The following is a 16,381-nucleotide window of genomic DNA, read 5'->3' on the forward strand; positions in this document are numbered from 1 at the left end:
CGCCCGGCTCCACAACCTCGCCTTGACCGGATAGTGGATCTATGACGACGACTGCTGAGGAGCACATCTGAGATCACTTGCGGGACAGCCCTTAGACTGCGCGCTATGTCCGATGCCGCAGACGCCACGCCTCACGTCCGTGGGTCGTACGCGCGCGCGACACCTATCAAGCCTCTTGCTGATGTCGATCTGCTAGTTCAGTTGGGGCCCACACCGGGGGCGAGCCCCCGTGCCACGTTGAAAAACTTGCAGCTCGCCGCAATTCAGCTGCATGGCAAGCTCATCCGCCACGGGATCGTGGAGTTCCAAGCTGGGTCAGGAAAGTCCCAAGTGTTGGGCGCGCTGCTGCGCGGCGCCCTGGTCCTCAGGGACGCGAAGGCGATTCTTGACGAGGCGCAGGATCAGCGGGCAACTGCTGATCTCGCCCGGCGTCTTCTCTCTTCCGCCGAGAAGGACACCCGGCTTCCGTCGATCACAACGCCACTAAGTTGTTCGACGACGATCTGGGGAGCCGGCCCCGTGCCAGCTCCCGACGAGTTGGCGGCGGCCAGCGAGGTCGTCTCGCTGTTTTGGCTCGTCGCAGTAAGCCTGCTCTCAGAACATCTTTCCTCAGGTCGCTATGAGTTGGGTTCTCACGCACCACCACACGAGTCCTCACCATGCGGGGTGATCGGCCTCTCTACGCCTCGGGTACCGCGGGCACCTGGAGGACCGGCTGATCTGCCGGTTCTTTCCCACATGTGCGTGCTTGCCCCCTGAGCTGTTCGGCTACGGGCGGCTGACGCCCCTAGTTTCGAGAGGTACACCAGTGGACGGCCTCACCTTGTTGGTGTTGGCGGTGGTTGGGCTCATCAGTCTTGTGCTCGTGATGGGCGAAAAACTGGCCAGCGACGTCGAGCGGTTCTTCACGACGTGGATTGGCGTCTTCCAGCGGCTCCGTGATCTTCTTCGGAGGCGGCCCCCTCCGAGTGGCCACGACAGCGAGGACGGTGATCGCTGAGCGACACCACAGGGGACCACCACTCGGCTCTGTAGCAGGCAGACCGTCCAGCCCACACCGATAAACTCCTGCACTCCTCCCTTCCGACGGCAACACGCCGTCGGAAGGGATCCACCTGATCCACGGCGTTGCACTACAGACGGTGATGAGCCGTGTGGCCGCGTCGGAGATGGAGAGGATTCCGACACGACCATGAGACTGACCGCCTCAGACATGGCTTGAGACACCTGACGAGCCCGAGGTATAGCAGCGTCGTATGACACGAACCGCGAGAACCTACACCCCTCGGCCTGGGCCTGTGCCGTGAAGCATCGGCCCGCAGAATGTGCCGCATTTACAGACGAAGCCCCCGGATTCCAGTCAGTGGAATCCGGGGGCTCGAAGTTGTGGAGTGGGGAGAGGTGTCAGCTCTCGATGGAGTCGTCGGCGTGGCTACCGGTGCGGCTGCGGCGTGCCAGGAGGAGAGCGCCTCCACCGGCTGCGATCAGTGCCGTCGCGCCGCCGATCAGCCACGGGGTGGCGTCAGCTCCTGTGTGGGCGAGGGAGCCCGTCGGCGCCTTCGGCGTGGAGTTCTTGACCGGGGCCGCGGCCACGGACGAAGGGTCGGCGTCAGGTGAAGAGTCGGCGTCAGGCGTGGGCCTGTCCGCGGCCGAGGGGGCCGTCCCTCCGTTGCCGCTGCTCGGCTTGCCGGGGCTGGACGGGGAAGGGGTGGGCTTGTGCGTCGGCTTGTCTGAGGGGTCTGGCTTCGGGTCGGTGCGGGTTTTGGTGTTGGTGACGGTCACGGTGACCGGGGCGCCGGGGCCCGCGGTGAACGTCTTCGTCGGCTTGTAGAGGTCGTAACCGGCGGGCGCCTTGATCTCCTTGACCCAGAACTTCGTGCTTCGGCTCGACACGGGCAGCTCACCGGAGGCGGTGCCCTGGGCGCCCGTGGTCAGGGTGAGCAGCGTGGAGGTGCCGGTGCCAATGTTCACGGTCGCGCCGGGCAGGAGCTTGCCGGTCTTGTCGTTCTTGGCCTGCAGGAGGACCTTGGCGGCCTTGAACGGGTCGGTGATCGTCAGCCGGGTGGTCGCGCCCGGGGTGACGATGACGTCCTGGTCGGCGACGACCTCGTGGAGCGGGCTGCCGGTCGTCGTCTGCTTGAGCCGGTAGACCCCCGGTGCGAGGTCGGAGAAGGTCGCCTTCCCCTGAGCGTCAGTCTGTCCGCGTCCGGCTTCCTGGCCGGCGGAGTCGAGCAGCAGGAACGTGGCGTCGAGAAGGGCGTCTCCGGCCGCGTCCTTCGCGGTGATCTCGATGCTTCCCACGTCCGGAGCCGGGGTCTCGGTGGGAGTGGCGGAGGCCGAGGGGGTCGGATCGGAGGGCTCGGCGCTGGCGGCCGGTGCCCAGGTCAGGGTGCCGGCCGCCGCGACGGCGACAGCAGCAGCGGATCGGATGAGGCGTGCGTGCACGAGGAAGAGGCTCCTAGGGGCGGGAATGAGGGCGTTCGTCGGATGTGGCCAGGGCATCGAGGCGGACAGGAGCAGGGCTCAGCGGTTGCGCGAGCCGTTGCGGGCAACCGGCTCGGCCGGAGCGGGCTGCGCGGTGCGGCCCGTAGTGCGGCGGGGCTTGTTCGCGGTCCGGGCGCCGGGGAACCAGACGGCGGTGTACTGCTCGATGGCGTCGCGCAGCCCGGTGGTGACGGCGCCGTCCCAGGGAGGGCGTCCGGGTTGGTGGTGCCCGTCGAAGGTGGCGTACCGCGAGGTGCCTGGCCGGGTGCCGTGGGCTTCGTCGCGGCGGTGAAAGGTGCCGTGGTCGAGAAAGCTGAGGGCGACGGCGTCGATCTCGCCGCGGTCGGGGTGGAGGACCGCCAGGCGCAGGCCGCCGTAGGTGCTGGCGTAGAGAGCGCCCTTGAAGTCGATGCGCAGCCGCAGGGGGCTCCCCGGGGTCGGGGCGGCGTAATAGGTGTTGCCGACAACGGCGTGGTCGGCGAAGGGAAGGCAGAGCTCGGCGAAGAACTCGGGAGCCTGGAGGGACATGGTGGACTCCGGCGGGTGGGGCCGTGTCAGCGGCGGGGGCCGGGCAGGGCGGGTCGGCTGGTGGTGCTCCAGCGCGGGACGCTGGCCGCCGGCACCGCGGTCGGACGGCGAGCGAGGTCGTACTGCGTAGCGGGCTGCGGGCTCATCGGTCCGCCTTCACGGCGACGGTGATCTCATCCGCGACGACGCTGAGGCGTTCGTTGACCTGGGCGGGGGTGCTGCCGGTCACGATGTAGAACCCGGCGCGGGCGGTGAACAGGGTGCCACCGTCCTGCGGGAGCAGGAGGCGGTCTCCGGGACGGTGCTGGAAGCACAGCCGGTCCAGCCACGGCGGGCGAGTGCCTGTGTAGCCGAGGTGGGTGAGGGTGCCGGAAGTGTGGGGGTAGATCATCCCGATGGCAGCGGCACCGACGCGGCTGGCCGTGAGGTCGGGGGCTTGACCGCAGGCCAGGTCGGCGGCAGCGCGCGGCAGGTCGATTCCGGTGGTGAGGCGGACGAGGTGGCCGATCATGTCGCCGGCGAGTCGGCCGTTGACCTCGATCAGACGCGGTCGGCCGTCGACGAGACGCATCTCGATGTGGCTGACGCCGTTGGTGATCCTCAGTGCTCGGATGGCGGCCCGCGCGGCGGGCGTGACGATGCCGAGGAGTGGATCGGCAGCGTCGACACGGTGCGCGAGCTGTTCGAAGTGGGGCGGCGGGCTGATGGTCTTGCGGTTGACCGCGACCACCGTGGTCGTTCCGCGGTAGGTGACGCACTCGACGCTGATCTCGGGACCGTCGAGGAACTCCTCGACGAGCACCTGGTTGTTCTCTGCTGCCGGCCCGGCCGTCAGCTGCGCGACATGATGTGCGGCGGCGAGCTGATCCGGGGTGTCCACGCGCTGTACGCCCATGGCGCCGGCGTGGGCAGCGGGCTTGAGGACGACCGGGTAGCCGATCTGGGCGGCAGCGGCCTGGGCTTCTGGCAGGCTGCGCACGCTCAACGAAACGGCGGACGGTACACCGTGACGGGCGAACAGGGAGCGTGCGGTGGCCTTGTTGCGGCACGCACGTGTCACCTCGACGGAGTTGGCGGGCAGTCCGAGGGCGCGGGCGAGACGGGCGGTCGGGACGAGGCACCACTCGTCCCAGGTCATGACTCCGGCCAGGTCGTGGCGTGCGGCCAGGGCCCGGCCTCCTGCCTGCAGGGCGGCGGGATCGTCGAGGTCCGCGACGACGTGGTCGATGATGTGCGCCTCTTCCCAGGAGGGTTGGGCGGCAGTGAGCAGCACGACGTCGTAGGTGTCGGCGACTTGCTCAAGGCAGTAGCCGCGGTAATTCGCGTCTCCGGGAGCGACGACGAGCACGACGGGGCGGTCAGACAAGAAGATGGTCTCCTTATCGGTAAGGGCAGGATCAGGAGGAGGGCTCTCAGGCCGCGCGGCGGCGACGCAGCTCGAACGCACCAGCCCAACGGGGATGGCCGTCGATCAGCTTCCGGGCATACAGCGCGGTGAAGTTGTTGTTCAATCCGGCAACGCTGCGGAGGAGTTCGCGTCGGAGGTCCTCGAAGAGGTCTTTCATGCCGATGCGGGTGGCACCGGCCGCCAGACGGAGAGCGGCCGTACGTTCGAGCGCGTAGTGGACGTGCGGGTTGCGCGCATCGAAGGCGTGGAACTGCTCGGTGATGGTGTGCCCGGTCGTGCGGTGCGACCCGCAAACGGCGATAGGCATGACGTTCTCCACAGACTGGGGCGCAGCAGGGTCAGGGGCGAAGGGCGGGGTCGCGGCGCAGGCGGGCGAAGGCGCAGAGCAGGCCGAGGGCCTGCAGGACGGCGCAGACGGTGATGACGTGGCCCAGAGCGTCGGGGGGTGTGAGGGCGGTGAGCAGGCCGGCGACGGGGAAGGGCAGGAGGAGGATGAGGATGGTTGCGGACAGCGTGCTGCCGAACTTCTCCGGGGGGATGAGGTGGGACCGCAGGGTGCGCAGGACGACCGCCAGGCCGCCGTCGGCGGCCATGAGGATCGCGACCAGCACCAGGTAGGACAGGTAGTCGGGGGCCTGGGCGGCGGCGAGACAGGCCAACGAGGCGAGGACGGCGCAGACGGCGCCGACGGGCCACAGGCCCAGGCGGTCCAGCGCGAACCGGCAGATGGTGACGGCCAGGAGCGTGGCCGCTGCGGCAGCGGACCACACCAGGCCGACGGCAGTGGTGGACTGGCCGAAGTGCTTGACGACGATCACCGGACCGGCTGCCTGCAGAATGCCGATGGCCAGGTTGGACACGGTCAGACCGGTGACCAGCCAGCCGAGCGCTGGCAGCGAGCGGATGGTGCGCCACCCTGTGAGGAGCCCCGCGCCCGGCCGCCCCTTGCGGCGGTGCTCCGAGGCCGTGGGCGAGGGTGGGGTGCGCAGGGCGAGCAGCGCGGCGAGCAGCGAGAGCGCGGTGATCACCGCGAGCATGGGGGGCGGTCCGGCCAGCAGGAGCACCCCGGCGAGGGCCGGGCCGGCCAGGGTGGCTGTCTGGTCGATGCCGATCAGTACCGCTTGGACCCGGTGGGCTCGAGCTCCCGCCCGGCGGCCCGCGGCAGCGCCGGCGGTCTCGGCCGCGATGTAACTGAACTCGGTGAGCACGCCGGTTGTCGCCGCCAGCGCCATCACGGTGACGCTCGCCACGGCCCCCGAGGGGTGCAGCCACAGCAGGGTCGCGCCGGCGGCGAGGGCCACCGCCCGCCCCAGGGAGGCGAGGTGGAACACGACGGCCGCCCCTCGCCTGTCGACGATCGATCCTGCCCATCCGAAGGCCGCCAGCCGCGGCATCCACTCCAGGGCGAACGCGGCCCCCGTCAGCGCGGCCGAGTTCGTGGTGGCCAGAACGAGCAGCGGGATGCCGTAGGTGCACATCGCGAAAGCGAGGGCGTCGGCCGTGCGCGGCAGGTAGATGGTGCGCAGCAGCGAATCGGCGAGGCGCAGGTCCCGGGAGTCTGCGACGTGGCTCACGCGACCGGCTCGTACGTTGACAAGCAGGTGAGCTGCGGGTTTTCGGCCAGCAACTGGAGCAGGAGAACCCGAACGTGGGCCGGGTCGGTCTCGGGGTCGGTGCCGGCCCAACTCGCGGCGGAGGGGCGTGCCGGATCCTGTGCGCTCTCGCTGGAGATCTGGAGTGCTAGCAGTCCCAGGACGTGACGGACGCGGTGGGTGAACTCGCAGACCTCCGCCGGTGAGGTGTGGCGGCGGGACCAGCGCGCTGCCGCGTCGTAGACGTCGGCCAGCTCCTGGCCGCGGTGGGTGAGTTCGAGGCCGGCGCCCGGCGCGGTGCGGACAAGACCTTGGTTGCGGGCCGTCTCGGTTGCGATCCGCAGGTGATGGGTGGAGAGGTCGGGGAGGGTGGTGGCCAGCCGCCTGGGCGGTATCGCTCCGTTGCCGTCGATCTCGGTGATCAGGCGGATCAAGGGGCGCGATGCCAGTACCTCGACCGCGGTGCGTATCTCAGCTGTGGTGAAGGAGGCAGTCATCGGCGCGGCCCCCCTGCCGGGAGGGCCGCCTTCGGGCCGGTGGTCGTGGCATGGGAGAAGAGTTCGCGACTCTGCCAGGCGGCCGGAGCCACCTCCGGTGCCCGCGTCGGGAGGAGTGTTTTGGGAGCCGTCCGGGACAGGCTGCTGACCCATGGCTTGGACGCCGGTCCGGCGTTCGGGGAACCCCAGACCGGGTGGGACGCCGCCTCGTGGAGGGGCTGTCCGGCGGCCCACGCGGACAAGGCGCTGAAGACGGGGCCCAGCCCGTCGCCGGACGCGGACAACCGGTAGGGCCGGCCCTTGCCCTCGGTGTTGACCAAGGCGTCGTCAACGAGCTGCCGCAGCGGCGGGTAGATGTTGGTCCAGTCGCTGTTGGGCATCACGAGCCGGGCCAGGGTGCGCCCGCTGACCTCCTGATGGGTCTTGAGCACCCACAGGATCGCGGCGGCGTGGCGTCGGGTGAGGAGTGTGAGGCTGTCCTCGATGTGTTCGATCGCCATCAGCGGGTGATCCGCCTTCTCCAGGTGCTCCTCGGCCCAGGTGACGATCACCGGCAGGACCGGCAGCAGGGCAGTGCCGCGCTCGGTGTTCCCGTAGGTCACGTGTCGCGCGCTGTGCTCGGTGCGCGCCACCAAGCCGGCGTCGCACAGCGCCTTCACCTTGGGGTGGAGCTGCCCGTCGTGGAGCCAGGACACCTTGGCAGCCAGATCGCTGTACCTCATGGGGCGAGCGGAGAGTGCCAGCAGGATCCGCACGTTCCACCGCGGGGTGATCATGCCGAGGGCTTCGGTGACCCGGGCGATGTCGGTCGCGGTGTCAGGGGGCAGGGCGGTGATGGCCAAGACAAGAACTCCTGGGTCAGTAAGGGAATGCGCCGCCGGGTCAGCGGCTGTGTGCCGCGCTCGGCGCCGCACAGGGTGGAGCGGTTGCAGGGGCCGCGGCAGGCGGCGGAGGCGGCGCCGGGGCTGGGATGGGGGCGAGGCTGCGCAGGACGGCAGTCACCGACGTGGCCTGGACGTCGCGGACGGCAACGGCTTCGGCGAGCCGGCGCGCACCGTCCAGGAGGTGGGAGACCTCGTGCCGGTCGATTGGCCGCTCGGGATGGAGAAGCCGGGTGAGGTGCTCGCGGTGGAAGGCGATGCTGCGTTCGGCGCCGGCGAGGTGCTCGTGCATGCCGAGGAGGGCGCAGAGCATGCCGGGCGGCTGGTCCTGGGCGTGGGCTCGGAGATCGGCGAGCGGGGCGCCGTACAGGTCCTCGATCCGTCCGGCGATCTCGGTGGACGTGAGGTGGGTCAAGCAGGCTTTCCGGATCGGGGGCCCCGGGCCACCCCGGCACGCGGCGGTGCGGGGGCGGCCGAGGTGGGCAGGGTCACGGTGGCCCGGGGCTGTGTCGTGCGCACGGGCCGGGCCGGCTGGCCGGGCGGGGGCATGGTGCGCAGCAGGTCACCGAGGGCGGCGCGGTAGCCGTCGCGGGCCTCCAGCGCGGCCTCCAGCCACTGCGCGTCGAAGCGGAGCTTGTCCGCCGACAACTCGCCCATATCGCGGTCGGGGTTCATGTCCGCGTGCACGCGGTCACGGACATGGGCGACCTGCTCCTCGGTCAGCGCCAGGAAGGAGCGCAGTTCCAGGGCGCGGGTGAGGACGGGAGAGGCGTCGCGCGCGACAGCGGCCTCGTGCAGTTCGGGCACCGGGCTCCCGAAGACCTGCTGGAGGTCGATGTCCATGGTGCTGGCCTTGGCCGGACTCATCGGCCCGGCCTCCCCGCTCGCACCGCCGAGGCGGGAGCGGGCACTCCACTGGGTTGGTGGGGAGCGCTGGTCTGCACCGCCGGCCCTGTTCGGGGCCGCAGGCGGGCCAGCCGTTCGGCGGCCAGATCCCTCCTCCCTGGCGCATCGGGATCGAGGAACCACTTCACGACCATGGCCCGGCCGTCGCGAGTCGTGACGGCAGCGTTCACCCGATGGGCAAGGTCCATCGTCGGGTCGTCGACCTCGCTGGGCTGGGTCTGGAGCGCGGCGAGGAGGTCGTCCTCCGTTCGGTCGAGCACCGACTGGGCCTCGACGAGAAGACCGTGCCACTTGACGACATCGGTGGCATCCGGATTGGCGGTCGGCGCGGCGGCGACTGCGGCCTTCAGCTGGTCCAGACCCATACCGAAACGCGTTTCGATCCGTTCAGTGAGCACGCCCACGACATCTTCAGCGTCATCGGATATGCGCTCGGGCAAGGGAAGCTCCCATTCTGGAGAGGACGGGCGTAGGACCGGGCGAGGAATTGCGGGCCCCGGCGACTTGGGCGTACGGGAACTGATGAGCCTGTCAGTCGAGGCACATTCGGACGTCGCGGTAGACGTACGTGCCGGAGACCCAGCCCTTGACGCCGGTGGTTTTGTCAGTGATGTAGAGCCAGTTGCCGCTCTTCTTGGAAACGCTGAACTTGTGGCTCTTGTAGAGCACGCCCAGGGCGGTGGACGAGGAACTCGCCTTGGACCGAATGGTCACAGCGCTGGCGTGCACCTCGTACGGCAGCGGCGGCAGGTTCTGGCAACTGACCGCGGGGGCGGCGGTCGCCGCCGTGGGTACGGCCGCACTCGCGCTGGTGGCGGATAGCGCCGGCAGGGCCAGCGTGCCGAGCAGAGCGGCCGACACGGCGATTCGGGTGGAGCGCATGCGGAAGGAACCTCTTTGAGGAAAACGGGGGTTGTGTGAAAGGGCGCTGCCGGTTGTCCCGGTGGCTGCATCAAGAATCCGGAGAATCGCCGGTTTGGCTAACCGGCGATCGTCGGCTATGTTGCGCCCGCCGTTGCCAATTGCCGACGTCAGAAGAGGCGTCCGGGTGCGCGTACAGGCGGAGCCTTCGGTACAGCAGACGCACGTGCGGGCGTGGTTGACCGGCGGACGGGCGGCAGGGGGCCGGCATTTCCAGCGAGGCGGTCTTCGCCCCATTGCAGGGCTTCACCGACAGAGGAGAATCCGCCCTCGCGCAGCGTGTAGGTCCATGCGTTGCTGTCGACCTCTTCGACCACCACGCGAAAGGGGCTGGGGGCATGCTCGTCCAGGGCCCGCAGCACGACAATGGTGACCATGTCCTCGGGATCGTCGCGGGTGTAGGAGTAGCCCATCGCGTAGTGGTCGCCGTCGCCGGCCAGGCGCCGCTCCAGCGACCGGGTCGTCTCGTCGGCCGCAGGGGGGCCGAGATCAGGGCTGAGAGTGACGGCATCGGGGCGGCATCCGCGGTGGATGAGCCAGGACTGCGCCAAGGCCGGCAGCGGCAGGACATCGTGCTCGAAGGCGAACGTGCGCTGCTCCAGGTCCCGTCGAAGGTGCACGGCACGGTAGGCCGCGGTGCCGGGATGGTCGAAGGTGGCGGTTCGGTCGAAGAGGACGAAGTAGCTGTGCACGCCGTTCGCCGTGTGGTGTTGGCGAGCGGCACCAGCATGTCGGCGTCGCCGACCTGCTGGTAGAAGTCGAGGAGGACGTCCTCGTCGGCGTTGAGGTGATCCACCTCGAAGGCGGCAGATTCAGGGCTGGACGCTCGGTCGGGCGCCGGTTCGCTGGACGACAAGAGGGCCTTTCGCGCGGGGTCAGCGAGTGTGCCGGGAGGCGGGCGAGTGGGCAGGCCGAGGCAGACCCGGCAGCGGGCCGGGGGCCGGGCCGGGTCGGGGTACGGGCCCGCGGGTCGTCAACTGGGGGGAGCGGGAGCGTGCCGCGTGGGTACGGGCGCTTACCGGCCGGCGGGTCATCCCCAGCCGGCGGCCGACCTCGTCGTAGACGTCGTTGCCTGCCCTCGGCCGGAGAGCCACGACGTGGATCTCCTTGTGGTGCACGGAGTCCGCGGGTGCCTGGCGGACTCCGTAGACGACGCGCCAGTCCTTGCGCGCGTCCACGAACAGCTTCCGGTACCCCTCCAGGTCGCCGTCCAAGCGCGGCCCGAAGCGTTGCGCGTTCACGACCTCCTGGAGGTAGGCGAGGGTGATGTCGCGGATGTGGCTGGGGGCCTGGAGGAGGTCGGTCAACGCGCGAGGGTCGAAGCTCAGGCCGAAGGCGGGCTCTCCTGCTCCCCCGCTCATGACGTCGGCTCGTCCGGCTCGGTGGTACCGACGGCTTCGGCGGCGGACGCCGCCTCGGTGCGTATGGACGGCGGCGGGCCGGGCAGCAGGCGGTGCGCAGGACGCTCGGGAGAGGTCATGCACGCCGACAGCGGGCCACCCGGCGCGCGGATGGCAGCGACCGCGTGGGTGAGGAAGTCCCGGTGCCACACGAACAGGCCGCTCAGCCCCGATTCGGGGTCCTTGTGCTGCTGATAGGCGAGCCAGAGGGCGTGGAGCCAGGCCACGACGTCGTCGTGCTCCTGCCACTGCAGGCACCAGGGGGCCGCGGTGGTGACCTCCGCTCCGTAGACGGGAAGGAAGAAGTCGTCCACCCAGTCGCTGAGGGCGTCGAGTTCGTCTTCGCGTTCCTCCCCGTCCAGCTCCAGGATCGGCCGGGGCTCCGGCGGAGCGGCGGGAGCCGGTCCACCGAAGCCCGGCATGCCGAACGCCGCGAACGGGGATTCACTCGGCGGTGGAGCGGAGGCGAGATGGTCCAGCTGCTGGGCCTGCTGCGCCGACTGCTCCATGAGCCGCCGCACGCTCGCCTCGATCCCCTCCAGATGAGGGTCCGGGACGCGGACCGGCTCCAATTCCCCGCCTGCTGCGGGTTCTACGGATTCGGGCATGAAAGAGTACGGCCTCCTACGAGACGCGAAGTGATGGTGGGCGAAAGCAGCGGCGTACACACGGATGGCGAAGTACCGGTCACATCAACAGCCGTTCGGCATTCGACGGCGTGCGCCGCCTCCGGAATCGGGTACGCCGCAGCCGCCTATCCGGTGAGGCCCACGTCGTCCTGGGTGAGGGTGGCGCGGATCGTCTCGGTAAGCCGGTCGGCAGCGATCGACGCATAGTGCTCGGTCTTCTCGACGCCGATGAAGTCGCGGCCCTCCAGCAGGGCGGCCACGCCGGTGGATCCGGAGCCGGCACAGAAGTCGAGGACGGTGCCTCCCTCGGGGCTGATCTTGACCAGCTCACGCATCACCTCCACCGGCTTCTGCGTGATGTGCTGCCGCTTCGCACCGGAGGGCTGCGATGCCGAGTACAGGCCCGGCAGGTAGACCGGGTTGCGTGAGCCGTCGATCGGGCCCTTGGAGGCCCAGACGATGAACTCGCAGTTCTGGGTGAAGCGGCCCTTCTGGGGCCGTGCGGCGGGCTTGTGCCAGGCCAGCACCCCGCGCCACAGCCATCCGGCGGCCTGGATCGCGTCCGTCGTGGTCGGTAGCTGGCGCCAGTCGGTGAACAGCAGACTCGTCCCGCCGGTCTTGGTCAGGCGGTGGGCTTCGGTCATGATCTGCGTCAGCCAGAAGCCGTAGCTGCGCTGATCCATGTTCTCGCCGGTGAAATCGGGAAGTTCATTCTTCGCATCGGCGGAGGTGTACTTCTGCTTGGCGGAGCGGGTCGTGCGTTCCTTCGCGGTGCGCCCGCCGGAGTTGTACGGCGGGTCGGTGATGACGGAGTCGACGCAGCCGTCCGGCAGGCCGGTGAGGACAGCCAGAGCGTCGCCCTGGTGGAAGGAAAAAGGCAAAGAGGAACCCCAATTCGGGTGCGGAAACACGGAAAGAGACTGCCGCCTCGCACAGGTCCTCGCGGGCCGAATACGGGCATGCAGAAGCCCAGGGTCGCGGATCGAGGAGGGCGAGGGGAGTCCAAAAACTGTAGGGCCGAATTAGCCGACGACCAAGAAGTGCCCGTCGAAGGGTCGGATTCCGGCACCCCGCGCTGACTTTTTGGTCAACCGCCGATCCGCACCTACTGTTTTTGAACCGCCCGGCGCACACCGCCGTTGGCTACTCCCGCCCCACCCAGCTCACCACCCGGGCCACGCGAAGCGAGCGGCAGCTCGCCCCGCCGGCCCTGCCTCCGATCGCCCCTGCCCGCCGCGCCCTTCCACCACGCCCTGCGTACGCGGTGTGCCGGACACCACCGAAGGACCTGCATGACTTCTCGTTACCCACCCCTGCCCAACATCGCTGGCCGGCGAGCGGTCCGCTCGGGTTGAAGGCCCTCGCCGCCGGCATCGGCGTCGTCTTCCTCTCCCCGATCCTCCTGGCCGGCACCGGCATGATGCTGGCCTCCTCCGCCGAAGCTGTGCAAAGCAACGGCACCCTCAGCAACTGCCTGACGGACCTGGATTCCAGCGAGATCGCCGACCAGGTCTCCAAGCTCCTGGATGGCGCCTCCGGTGAGGACGTGCACATCAAGGGCCTGGACCTGCCCGCTGAGCAGGTCCCCAACGCCCAGACCATCGTGGCCGCCGGCCTCTCCCTCGACATCCCGAAGAAGGGGCAGATCATCGCGCTCGCCACGGCGATGCAGGAGAGCCGGCTGCGCAACCTGAACTACGGCGACCGCGACAGTCTCGGCCTCTTCCAGCAGCGCCCCTCCCAGGGCTGGGGCAGTGCCGAGCAGATCCGCGACCCCACCTACGCCTCCGAGCAGTTCTACAAGCGCCTGCTCAAGGTGAACGGGTGGCAGCAGATGACCGTTACTCAAGCCGCCCAAGCCGTCCAGCGATCCGGCCTGCCGGACGCGTATGCGCAGTGGGAGGACCTGGCCACCGCACTGCAGTCCGCCATCGTCAAGACCTTCCCGGGCGGCAGTGACGAGGAGGGCGCGGACGCGGACCAGGACAAGGAGCCCTCGACCTCGACCGGCTGCACGCCGGGTCAGGACGGTTCCGGGTTCGGCCGCATCCCCGAGGGCAGCGTCCCCAAGGGCTACTCGATCCCCAAGGACGCCGACCCGAAGGCCCGCAAGGCCATCGCCTGGGCGATGCAGCAGCTCGGGACGCTCTACCAGTGGGGCGGCTCCTGCACCAACGCCCACGGCCCCGACCCCATGGCCCGCTGCGACTGCAGCTCGCTGATGCAGCAGGCATACGCACACGCCGGCATCCAGCTCACCCGCACCACGTACACGCAGGTCGGCGAAGGCAAGGCGGTCTCACCGTCGAAGCTGCAGCCCGGTGACCTGATCTTCAGCCGCGGCAGCGCCGCACGGCCGGAACACGTCGGCATGTACATGGGCGAGGGCCTGGTCATCGAGGCGCCGCGCACCACCAAGCCGGTCCGGATCACGCCGATCAAGGACTGGACGATCCTCGCCGCCCGCCGCGTCCTCTGACGCCGCCGCCCGCCCGCTCCGATCGGGCGAGGCCACCTCGCGGTCCCGTTCCGCGCCCCTCCGCTTCCCCATTCACCGGCCCTCGCTCGGCCCGCGTACGCAAGGAGCCTCCTCACACCTATGCATGTCCCCCTCGCCGACCGCGTCATACAGCTCGCCTACGACCCCGGCATCACGCCCAAGGGCGGCGGCCTTCCCGGCCTGAGCGTGCTGAAGTCCGTCGTCAGCTCGATCAACCTCTTCGGCATCGTGGCCGTCGTCGGCGCCTTGGCCGTCTCCCTCGGTGTGTGGGCCTGGGGCCACCACACCGGCGGTCACCAGGCCGAGGCCAACGGCAAGAAGGGCGCCATGGTTTCCGCGGGCGCCGCCCTGGGCCTGGGCGCCGCCAACGGCCTCGTCGCCTTCTTCTCCAACCTCGGATCGCAGATCCAGTGATGAAGAACCGACTCCCCTCCCTCTCCTCCTACGGTGCGGGCTGGTCAGCGAACCGGCGCATCGCCGTCGTCGCTGTGGTCGTCGCCGCGCTGCTGGCCCTCGCCGGCGTCGTCGCCGTCGTGACCGGCAGCGGGGAGGACCACCAGGCTCCAGCGACCACCGCCCCCGCTCCGACCAGCAGCCCATCTGCGACCGAGGCAGCCCCCGAGCCCTCCTCCGGGTCAGGATCGGTGCCCAAGCCGCCGCAGATCTCCGAACCGGTCGCCTACGCCAAGGCAGCAGCCCAGATGCTGTGGTCCTACGACACCCGCGACACCAGCCGCGACCAGCAGCTCGCCGGCATGCACACCTGGATGACCACCGAGACCACGTACGCCGACTGGACCTCGGTCTCCGGGCAGGTCCCCGACCCGGTGCTCTGGTCACGGATGGCCGACCAGGACCAACACGCCACCGCCCACGTCACCGAGGGCCACTACCCCTCCGCGTTCAAGCAGGCCCTCGCCGACGATCCGTCCGCGATCACCGAGGCGTACATCTACGTCATCACCGTCAACGGCAAGCAGCAGATCGCTTGGAAGAAGGGCGGCGGCGGAGCCGAGGAACGGGCCCTGACCCTCGCCGTGCAGTGCCGCCCGAACCAGGACTGCGCCCTGGCAGCCCTCGCCCCGAACGTCACGCAGTGACCCGCGCCTAACCACACGAAAGGAGGAGCAACCCCGTGGGTTTCTGTGACTTCCCCCTGGCGGACAAGCTGTGCGCCGTCGGCGGCGCGGTCGACTTCGCCACCGACCCCGGCAAGGCCATCGGCGACTGGATGGCGAAGTCCGCCGGCGAACTGGCCGCCGCAGCAGCCGATCTCGCCGCCGAGGCGGTCAACACCACCACCAAGGTCGACCTGAACGCCTCGTGGTTCGTCGACAACTACGAGATGCTGCTGCCCCTGGGCCTGGTCCTGCTGGTCGCCACCTTCTCCGCACAGCTGGTCCGGGCCGCCGTCCGACGCGACGGCCAAGCCCTCACCCAAGCCTTCACCGGCACCATGTCAGGCGTCCTGTTCGCCTTCTGCGCCATCTCCCTGACCACCGTCGCCATCGAAGTCGTCGACGCCATCAGCGACGGACTGTTCAAGACCGCCAACCTGAACATCGAGACGGCCGTGCGCCGCATCGTCAAGGTCAACCAGATCGGCGCGCTCTCCGGCCTGGGCTGGCTCGTGCCCGTCGTCGCCGGACTCTGCGCCGCCATCGGCGCGTTCCTCTACTGGTGCGTGATGATGGTCCGCAAGGTCGGCATCCTCGTCATGGTCACCCTCGCCGTCTTCGCCTCCGCCGGCGGCGGCTGGGAGGCCGCCCGGCGCTGGCGCAAGGGCTGGATCGAAGCCACCGCCACCCTCGTCGTCTCCAAGCTCCTGATGACCGTGATCTTCGTCCTCGGTATCGCCGCCATGGGCAAGACCGAGGCCAAGGACGGCATCGCCGCCCTGGCCGACGTCATGTCCGGCATCGTGATCATGGTCCTGGTGCTGCTGTGCCCGTACGCCGTGTTCAAGTTCGTGCACTGGGCGGCGGACGGCACCGATGGCGAGTCCATCCACCGTGCCGGCGGCGCCGGAGCCCAGATCGCCAAGGCCCACGCCGAGAAGGCCGCCCGCAAGGCCGCCGCAGCCGCAGCCACCGCAGGTACCGGTGGCGCAGCCGCCGGAGCGGGCGCCGCACCGCAGGGTCCCGATGCCGGCGGAGGTTTCCCCGGCGACATCGCGGCCAATCCGACCGGCGGAGACGACGCAGGCAAGGAAGGCCCGCAGGGCGGCGGAACAGGCGCCTCACCCAGTGGCGACGCCCTCAAGTCCGGACTGGAGAAGGCCGTCCAGCCCGCGCCGACCAGCGTGTCCGACGACACCAGCGGCCAGGTGGGCGGCAGCCCCGGGCCGGGTGGAGCCGGGACGAACGCCGCCTCCGGACAGGGAGGTGGGTGGCAGTCCACGCCGCCGACCACCACCCCACCGCCCCAGGGCGCGCCCCCGTCCTCCGGATCGCAGAACGCCCCGTCCAGCGGGTCGAGCACACCGCCGCCTCCGGCCGGCCTCTGACCCCCTGCCCGAACACCGGGGGCGGGGGGGGGGGGGCCCCCCCCCCCCCCCCCCGCCCCCCCCCCCCCCCCCCCCCCCCCAAAAACAGATATTTTGGGCGGCCCCGGGCCCCGGGGATTGGGCCCCCCC

General features: G+C 69.9%; 21 protein-coding genes. 6 read left to right on the forward strand and 15 right to left on the reverse strand.

Annotated features, from left to right (window positions below; translation table 11 throughout):
• The first annotated feature begins 105 nt into the window (after nucleotides 1-105).
• Both ACF09K_RS33885 and ACF09K_RS33890 read left to right on the forward strand, forming a co-directional pair.
• Nucleotides 106-759, forward strand: coding sequence for a hypothetical protein (locus ACF09K_RS33885; protein WP_392249183.1), 654 nt, complete (start codon nucleotides 106-108; stop codon nucleotides 757-759).
• A 49-nt stretch (nucleotides 760-808) separates the two neighbouring features.
• Nucleotides 809-1,000, forward strand: coding sequence for a hypothetical protein (locus tag ACF09K_RS33890; RefSeq protein ID WP_392249184.1), 192 nt, complete (start codon nucleotides 809-811; stop codon nucleotides 998-1,000).
• A 404-nt stretch (nucleotides 1,001-1,404) separates the two neighbouring features.
• Here the strand turns inward: ACF09K_RS33890 and ACF09K_RS33895 are convergent, their stop codons facing one another.
• The 15 genes from ACF09K_RS33895 to ACF09K_RS33965 all read right to left on the reverse strand — a co-directional run bounded on the left by ACF09K_RS33895 (nucleotide 1,405) and on the right by ACF09K_RS33965 (nucleotide 12,127).
• Nucleotides 1,405-2,445: a collagen binding domain-containing protein gene (locus ACF09K_RS33895; protein WP_392249185.1), complete on the reverse strand. Its 1,041-nt coding sequence runs from the start codon at nucleotides 2,443-2,445 to the stop codon at nucleotides 1,405-1,407.
• A 78-nt stretch (nucleotides 2,446-2,523) separates the two neighbouring features.
• Nucleotides 2,524-3,012, reverse strand: a complete 489-nt coding sequence (locus ACF09K_RS33900; RefSeq protein WP_392249186.1) for a hypothetical protein — start codon at nucleotides 3,010-3,012, stop codon at nucleotides 2,524-2,526.
• Between the two features lie 142 nt (nucleotides 3,013-3,154).
• Nucleotides 3,155-4,378, reverse strand: coding sequence for an acetyl-CoA carboxylase biotin carboxylase subunit family protein (locus tag ACF09K_RS33905; protein WP_392249187.1), 1,224 nt, complete (start codon nucleotides 4,376-4,378; stop codon nucleotides 3,155-3,157).
• Between the two features lie 46 nt (nucleotides 4,379-4,424).
• On the reverse strand, nucleotides 4,425-4,727 hold the full coding sequence (locus ACF09K_RS33910; protein ID WP_392249188.1) for a hypothetical protein: 303 nt from the start codon (nucleotides 4,725-4,727) through the stop codon (nucleotides 4,425-4,427).
• Between the two features lie 31 nt (nucleotides 4,728-4,758).
• Entirely contained in the window at nucleotides 4,759-5,994 is a 1,236-nt protein-coding gene (locus ACF09K_RS33915) for an MFS transporter (protein WP_392249189.1), read from the reverse strand.
• On the reverse strand, nucleotides 5,991-6,509 hold the full coding sequence (locus ACF09K_RS33920; RefSeq protein ID WP_392249190.1) for a regulator: 519 nt from the start codon (nucleotides 6,507-6,509) through the stop codon (nucleotides 5,991-5,993). Before ACF09K_RS33920 ends, ACF09K_RS33915 begins: the two co-directional genes overlap by 4 nt.
• Nucleotides 6,506-7,351 (reverse strand): winged helix-turn-helix transcriptional regulator, encoded by an 846-nt coding sequence (locus ACF09K_RS33925; protein WP_392249191.1) that lies wholly within the window; start codon nucleotides 7,349-7,351, stop codon nucleotides 6,506-6,508. Before ACF09K_RS33925 ends, ACF09K_RS33920 begins: the two co-directional genes overlap by 4 nt.
• A 40-nt stretch (nucleotides 7,352-7,391) precedes the next feature.
• A complete protein-coding gene (locus ACF09K_RS33930) occupies nucleotides 7,392-7,805 on the reverse strand; it encodes a hypothetical protein (protein WP_363087823.1) in 414 nt (137 codons plus the stop codon).
• Nucleotides 7,802-8,257: a hypothetical protein gene (locus ACF09K_RS33935; RefSeq protein ID WP_392249192.1), complete on the reverse strand. Its 456-nt coding sequence runs from the start codon at nucleotides 8,255-8,257 to the stop codon at nucleotides 7,802-7,804. Before ACF09K_RS33935 ends, ACF09K_RS33930 begins: the two co-directional genes overlap by 4 nt.
• Entirely contained in the window at nucleotides 8,254-8,736 is a 483-nt protein-coding gene (locus ACF09K_RS33940) for a hypothetical protein (protein WP_392249193.1), read from the reverse strand. The genes ACF09K_RS33935 and ACF09K_RS33940 overlap by 4 nt, the downstream gene beginning before the upstream one ends.
• A 91-nt stretch (nucleotides 8,737-8,827) precedes the next feature.
• The gene (locus tag ACF09K_RS33945; RefSeq protein ID WP_392249194.1) at nucleotides 8,828-9,178 is read right to left on the reverse strand and encodes an SH3 domain-containing protein; all 351 of its coding nucleotides are present in this window, start codon (nucleotides 9,176-9,178) and stop codon (nucleotides 8,828-8,830) included.
• Between the two features lie 149 nt (nucleotides 9,179-9,327).
• Nucleotides 9,328-9,909 carry a hypothetical protein gene (locus ACF09K_RS33950; RefSeq protein ID WP_392249195.1) on the reverse strand — a complete coding sequence of 194 codons (582 nt, stop codon included), beginning with the start codon at nucleotides 9,907-9,909 and terminating at the stop codon, nucleotides 9,328-9,330.
• 183 nt (nucleotides 9,910-10,092) lie between these two features.
• Nucleotides 10,093-10,578, reverse strand: a complete 486-nt coding sequence (locus ACF09K_RS33955; protein ID WP_392249196.1) for a hypothetical protein — start codon at nucleotides 10,576-10,578, stop codon at nucleotides 10,093-10,095.
• Nucleotides 10,575-11,126 carry a DUF4913 domain-containing protein gene (locus ACF09K_RS33960; RefSeq protein ID WP_359912260.1) on the reverse strand — a complete coding sequence of 184 codons (552 nt, stop codon included), beginning with the start codon at nucleotides 11,124-11,126 and terminating at the stop codon, nucleotides 10,575-10,577. Before ACF09K_RS33960 ends, ACF09K_RS33955 begins: the two co-directional genes overlap by 4 nt.
• Before the next feature lie 245 nt (nucleotides 11,127-11,371).
• Nucleotides 11,372-12,127 (reverse strand): DNA-methyltransferase, encoded by a 756-nt coding sequence (locus ACF09K_RS33965; RefSeq protein WP_392249197.1) that lies wholly within the window; start codon nucleotides 12,125-12,127, stop codon nucleotides 11,372-11,374.
• A gap of 470 nt (nucleotides 12,128-12,597) precedes the next feature.
• Between ACF09K_RS33965 and ACF09K_RS33970 the strand changes: the two genes are divergently transcribed.
• The 4 genes from ACF09K_RS33970 (at nucleotide 12,598) to ACF09K_RS33985 (ending at nucleotide 16,252) form a co-directional block, all read left to right on the forward strand.
• Nucleotides 12,598-13,725: a C40 family peptidase gene (locus ACF09K_RS33970; protein ID WP_392249198.1), complete on the forward strand. Its 1,128-nt coding sequence runs from the start codon at nucleotides 12,598-12,600 to the stop codon at nucleotides 13,723-13,725.
• Nucleotides 13,726-13,845: 120 nt separating this feature from the next.
• Nucleotides 13,846-14,160, forward strand: coding sequence for a DUF6112 family protein (locus ACF09K_RS33975; RefSeq protein WP_392249199.1), 315 nt, complete (start codon nucleotides 13,846-13,848; stop codon nucleotides 14,158-14,160).
• Nucleotides 14,160-14,846 (forward strand): hypothetical protein, encoded by a 687-nt coding sequence (locus ACF09K_RS33980; RefSeq protein WP_392249200.1) that lies wholly within the window; start codon nucleotides 14,160-14,162, stop codon nucleotides 14,844-14,846. The genes ACF09K_RS33975 and ACF09K_RS33980 overlap by 1 nt, the downstream gene beginning before the upstream one ends.
• 35 nt (nucleotides 14,847-14,881) lie before the next feature.
• Nucleotides 14,882-16,252, forward strand: coding sequence for an ATP-binding protein (locus ACF09K_RS33985; RefSeq protein WP_392249201.1), 1,371 nt, complete (start codon nucleotides 14,882-14,884; stop codon nucleotides 16,250-16,252).
• Nucleotides 16,253-16,381: the final 129 nt, after the last annotated feature.

Source organism: Streptomyces sp. NPDC014882 (assembly GCF_043081325.1).
In the GTDB taxonomy this organism is placed as follows: Bacteria; Actinomycetota; Actinomycetes; order Streptomycetales; family Streptomycetaceae; genus Streptomyces.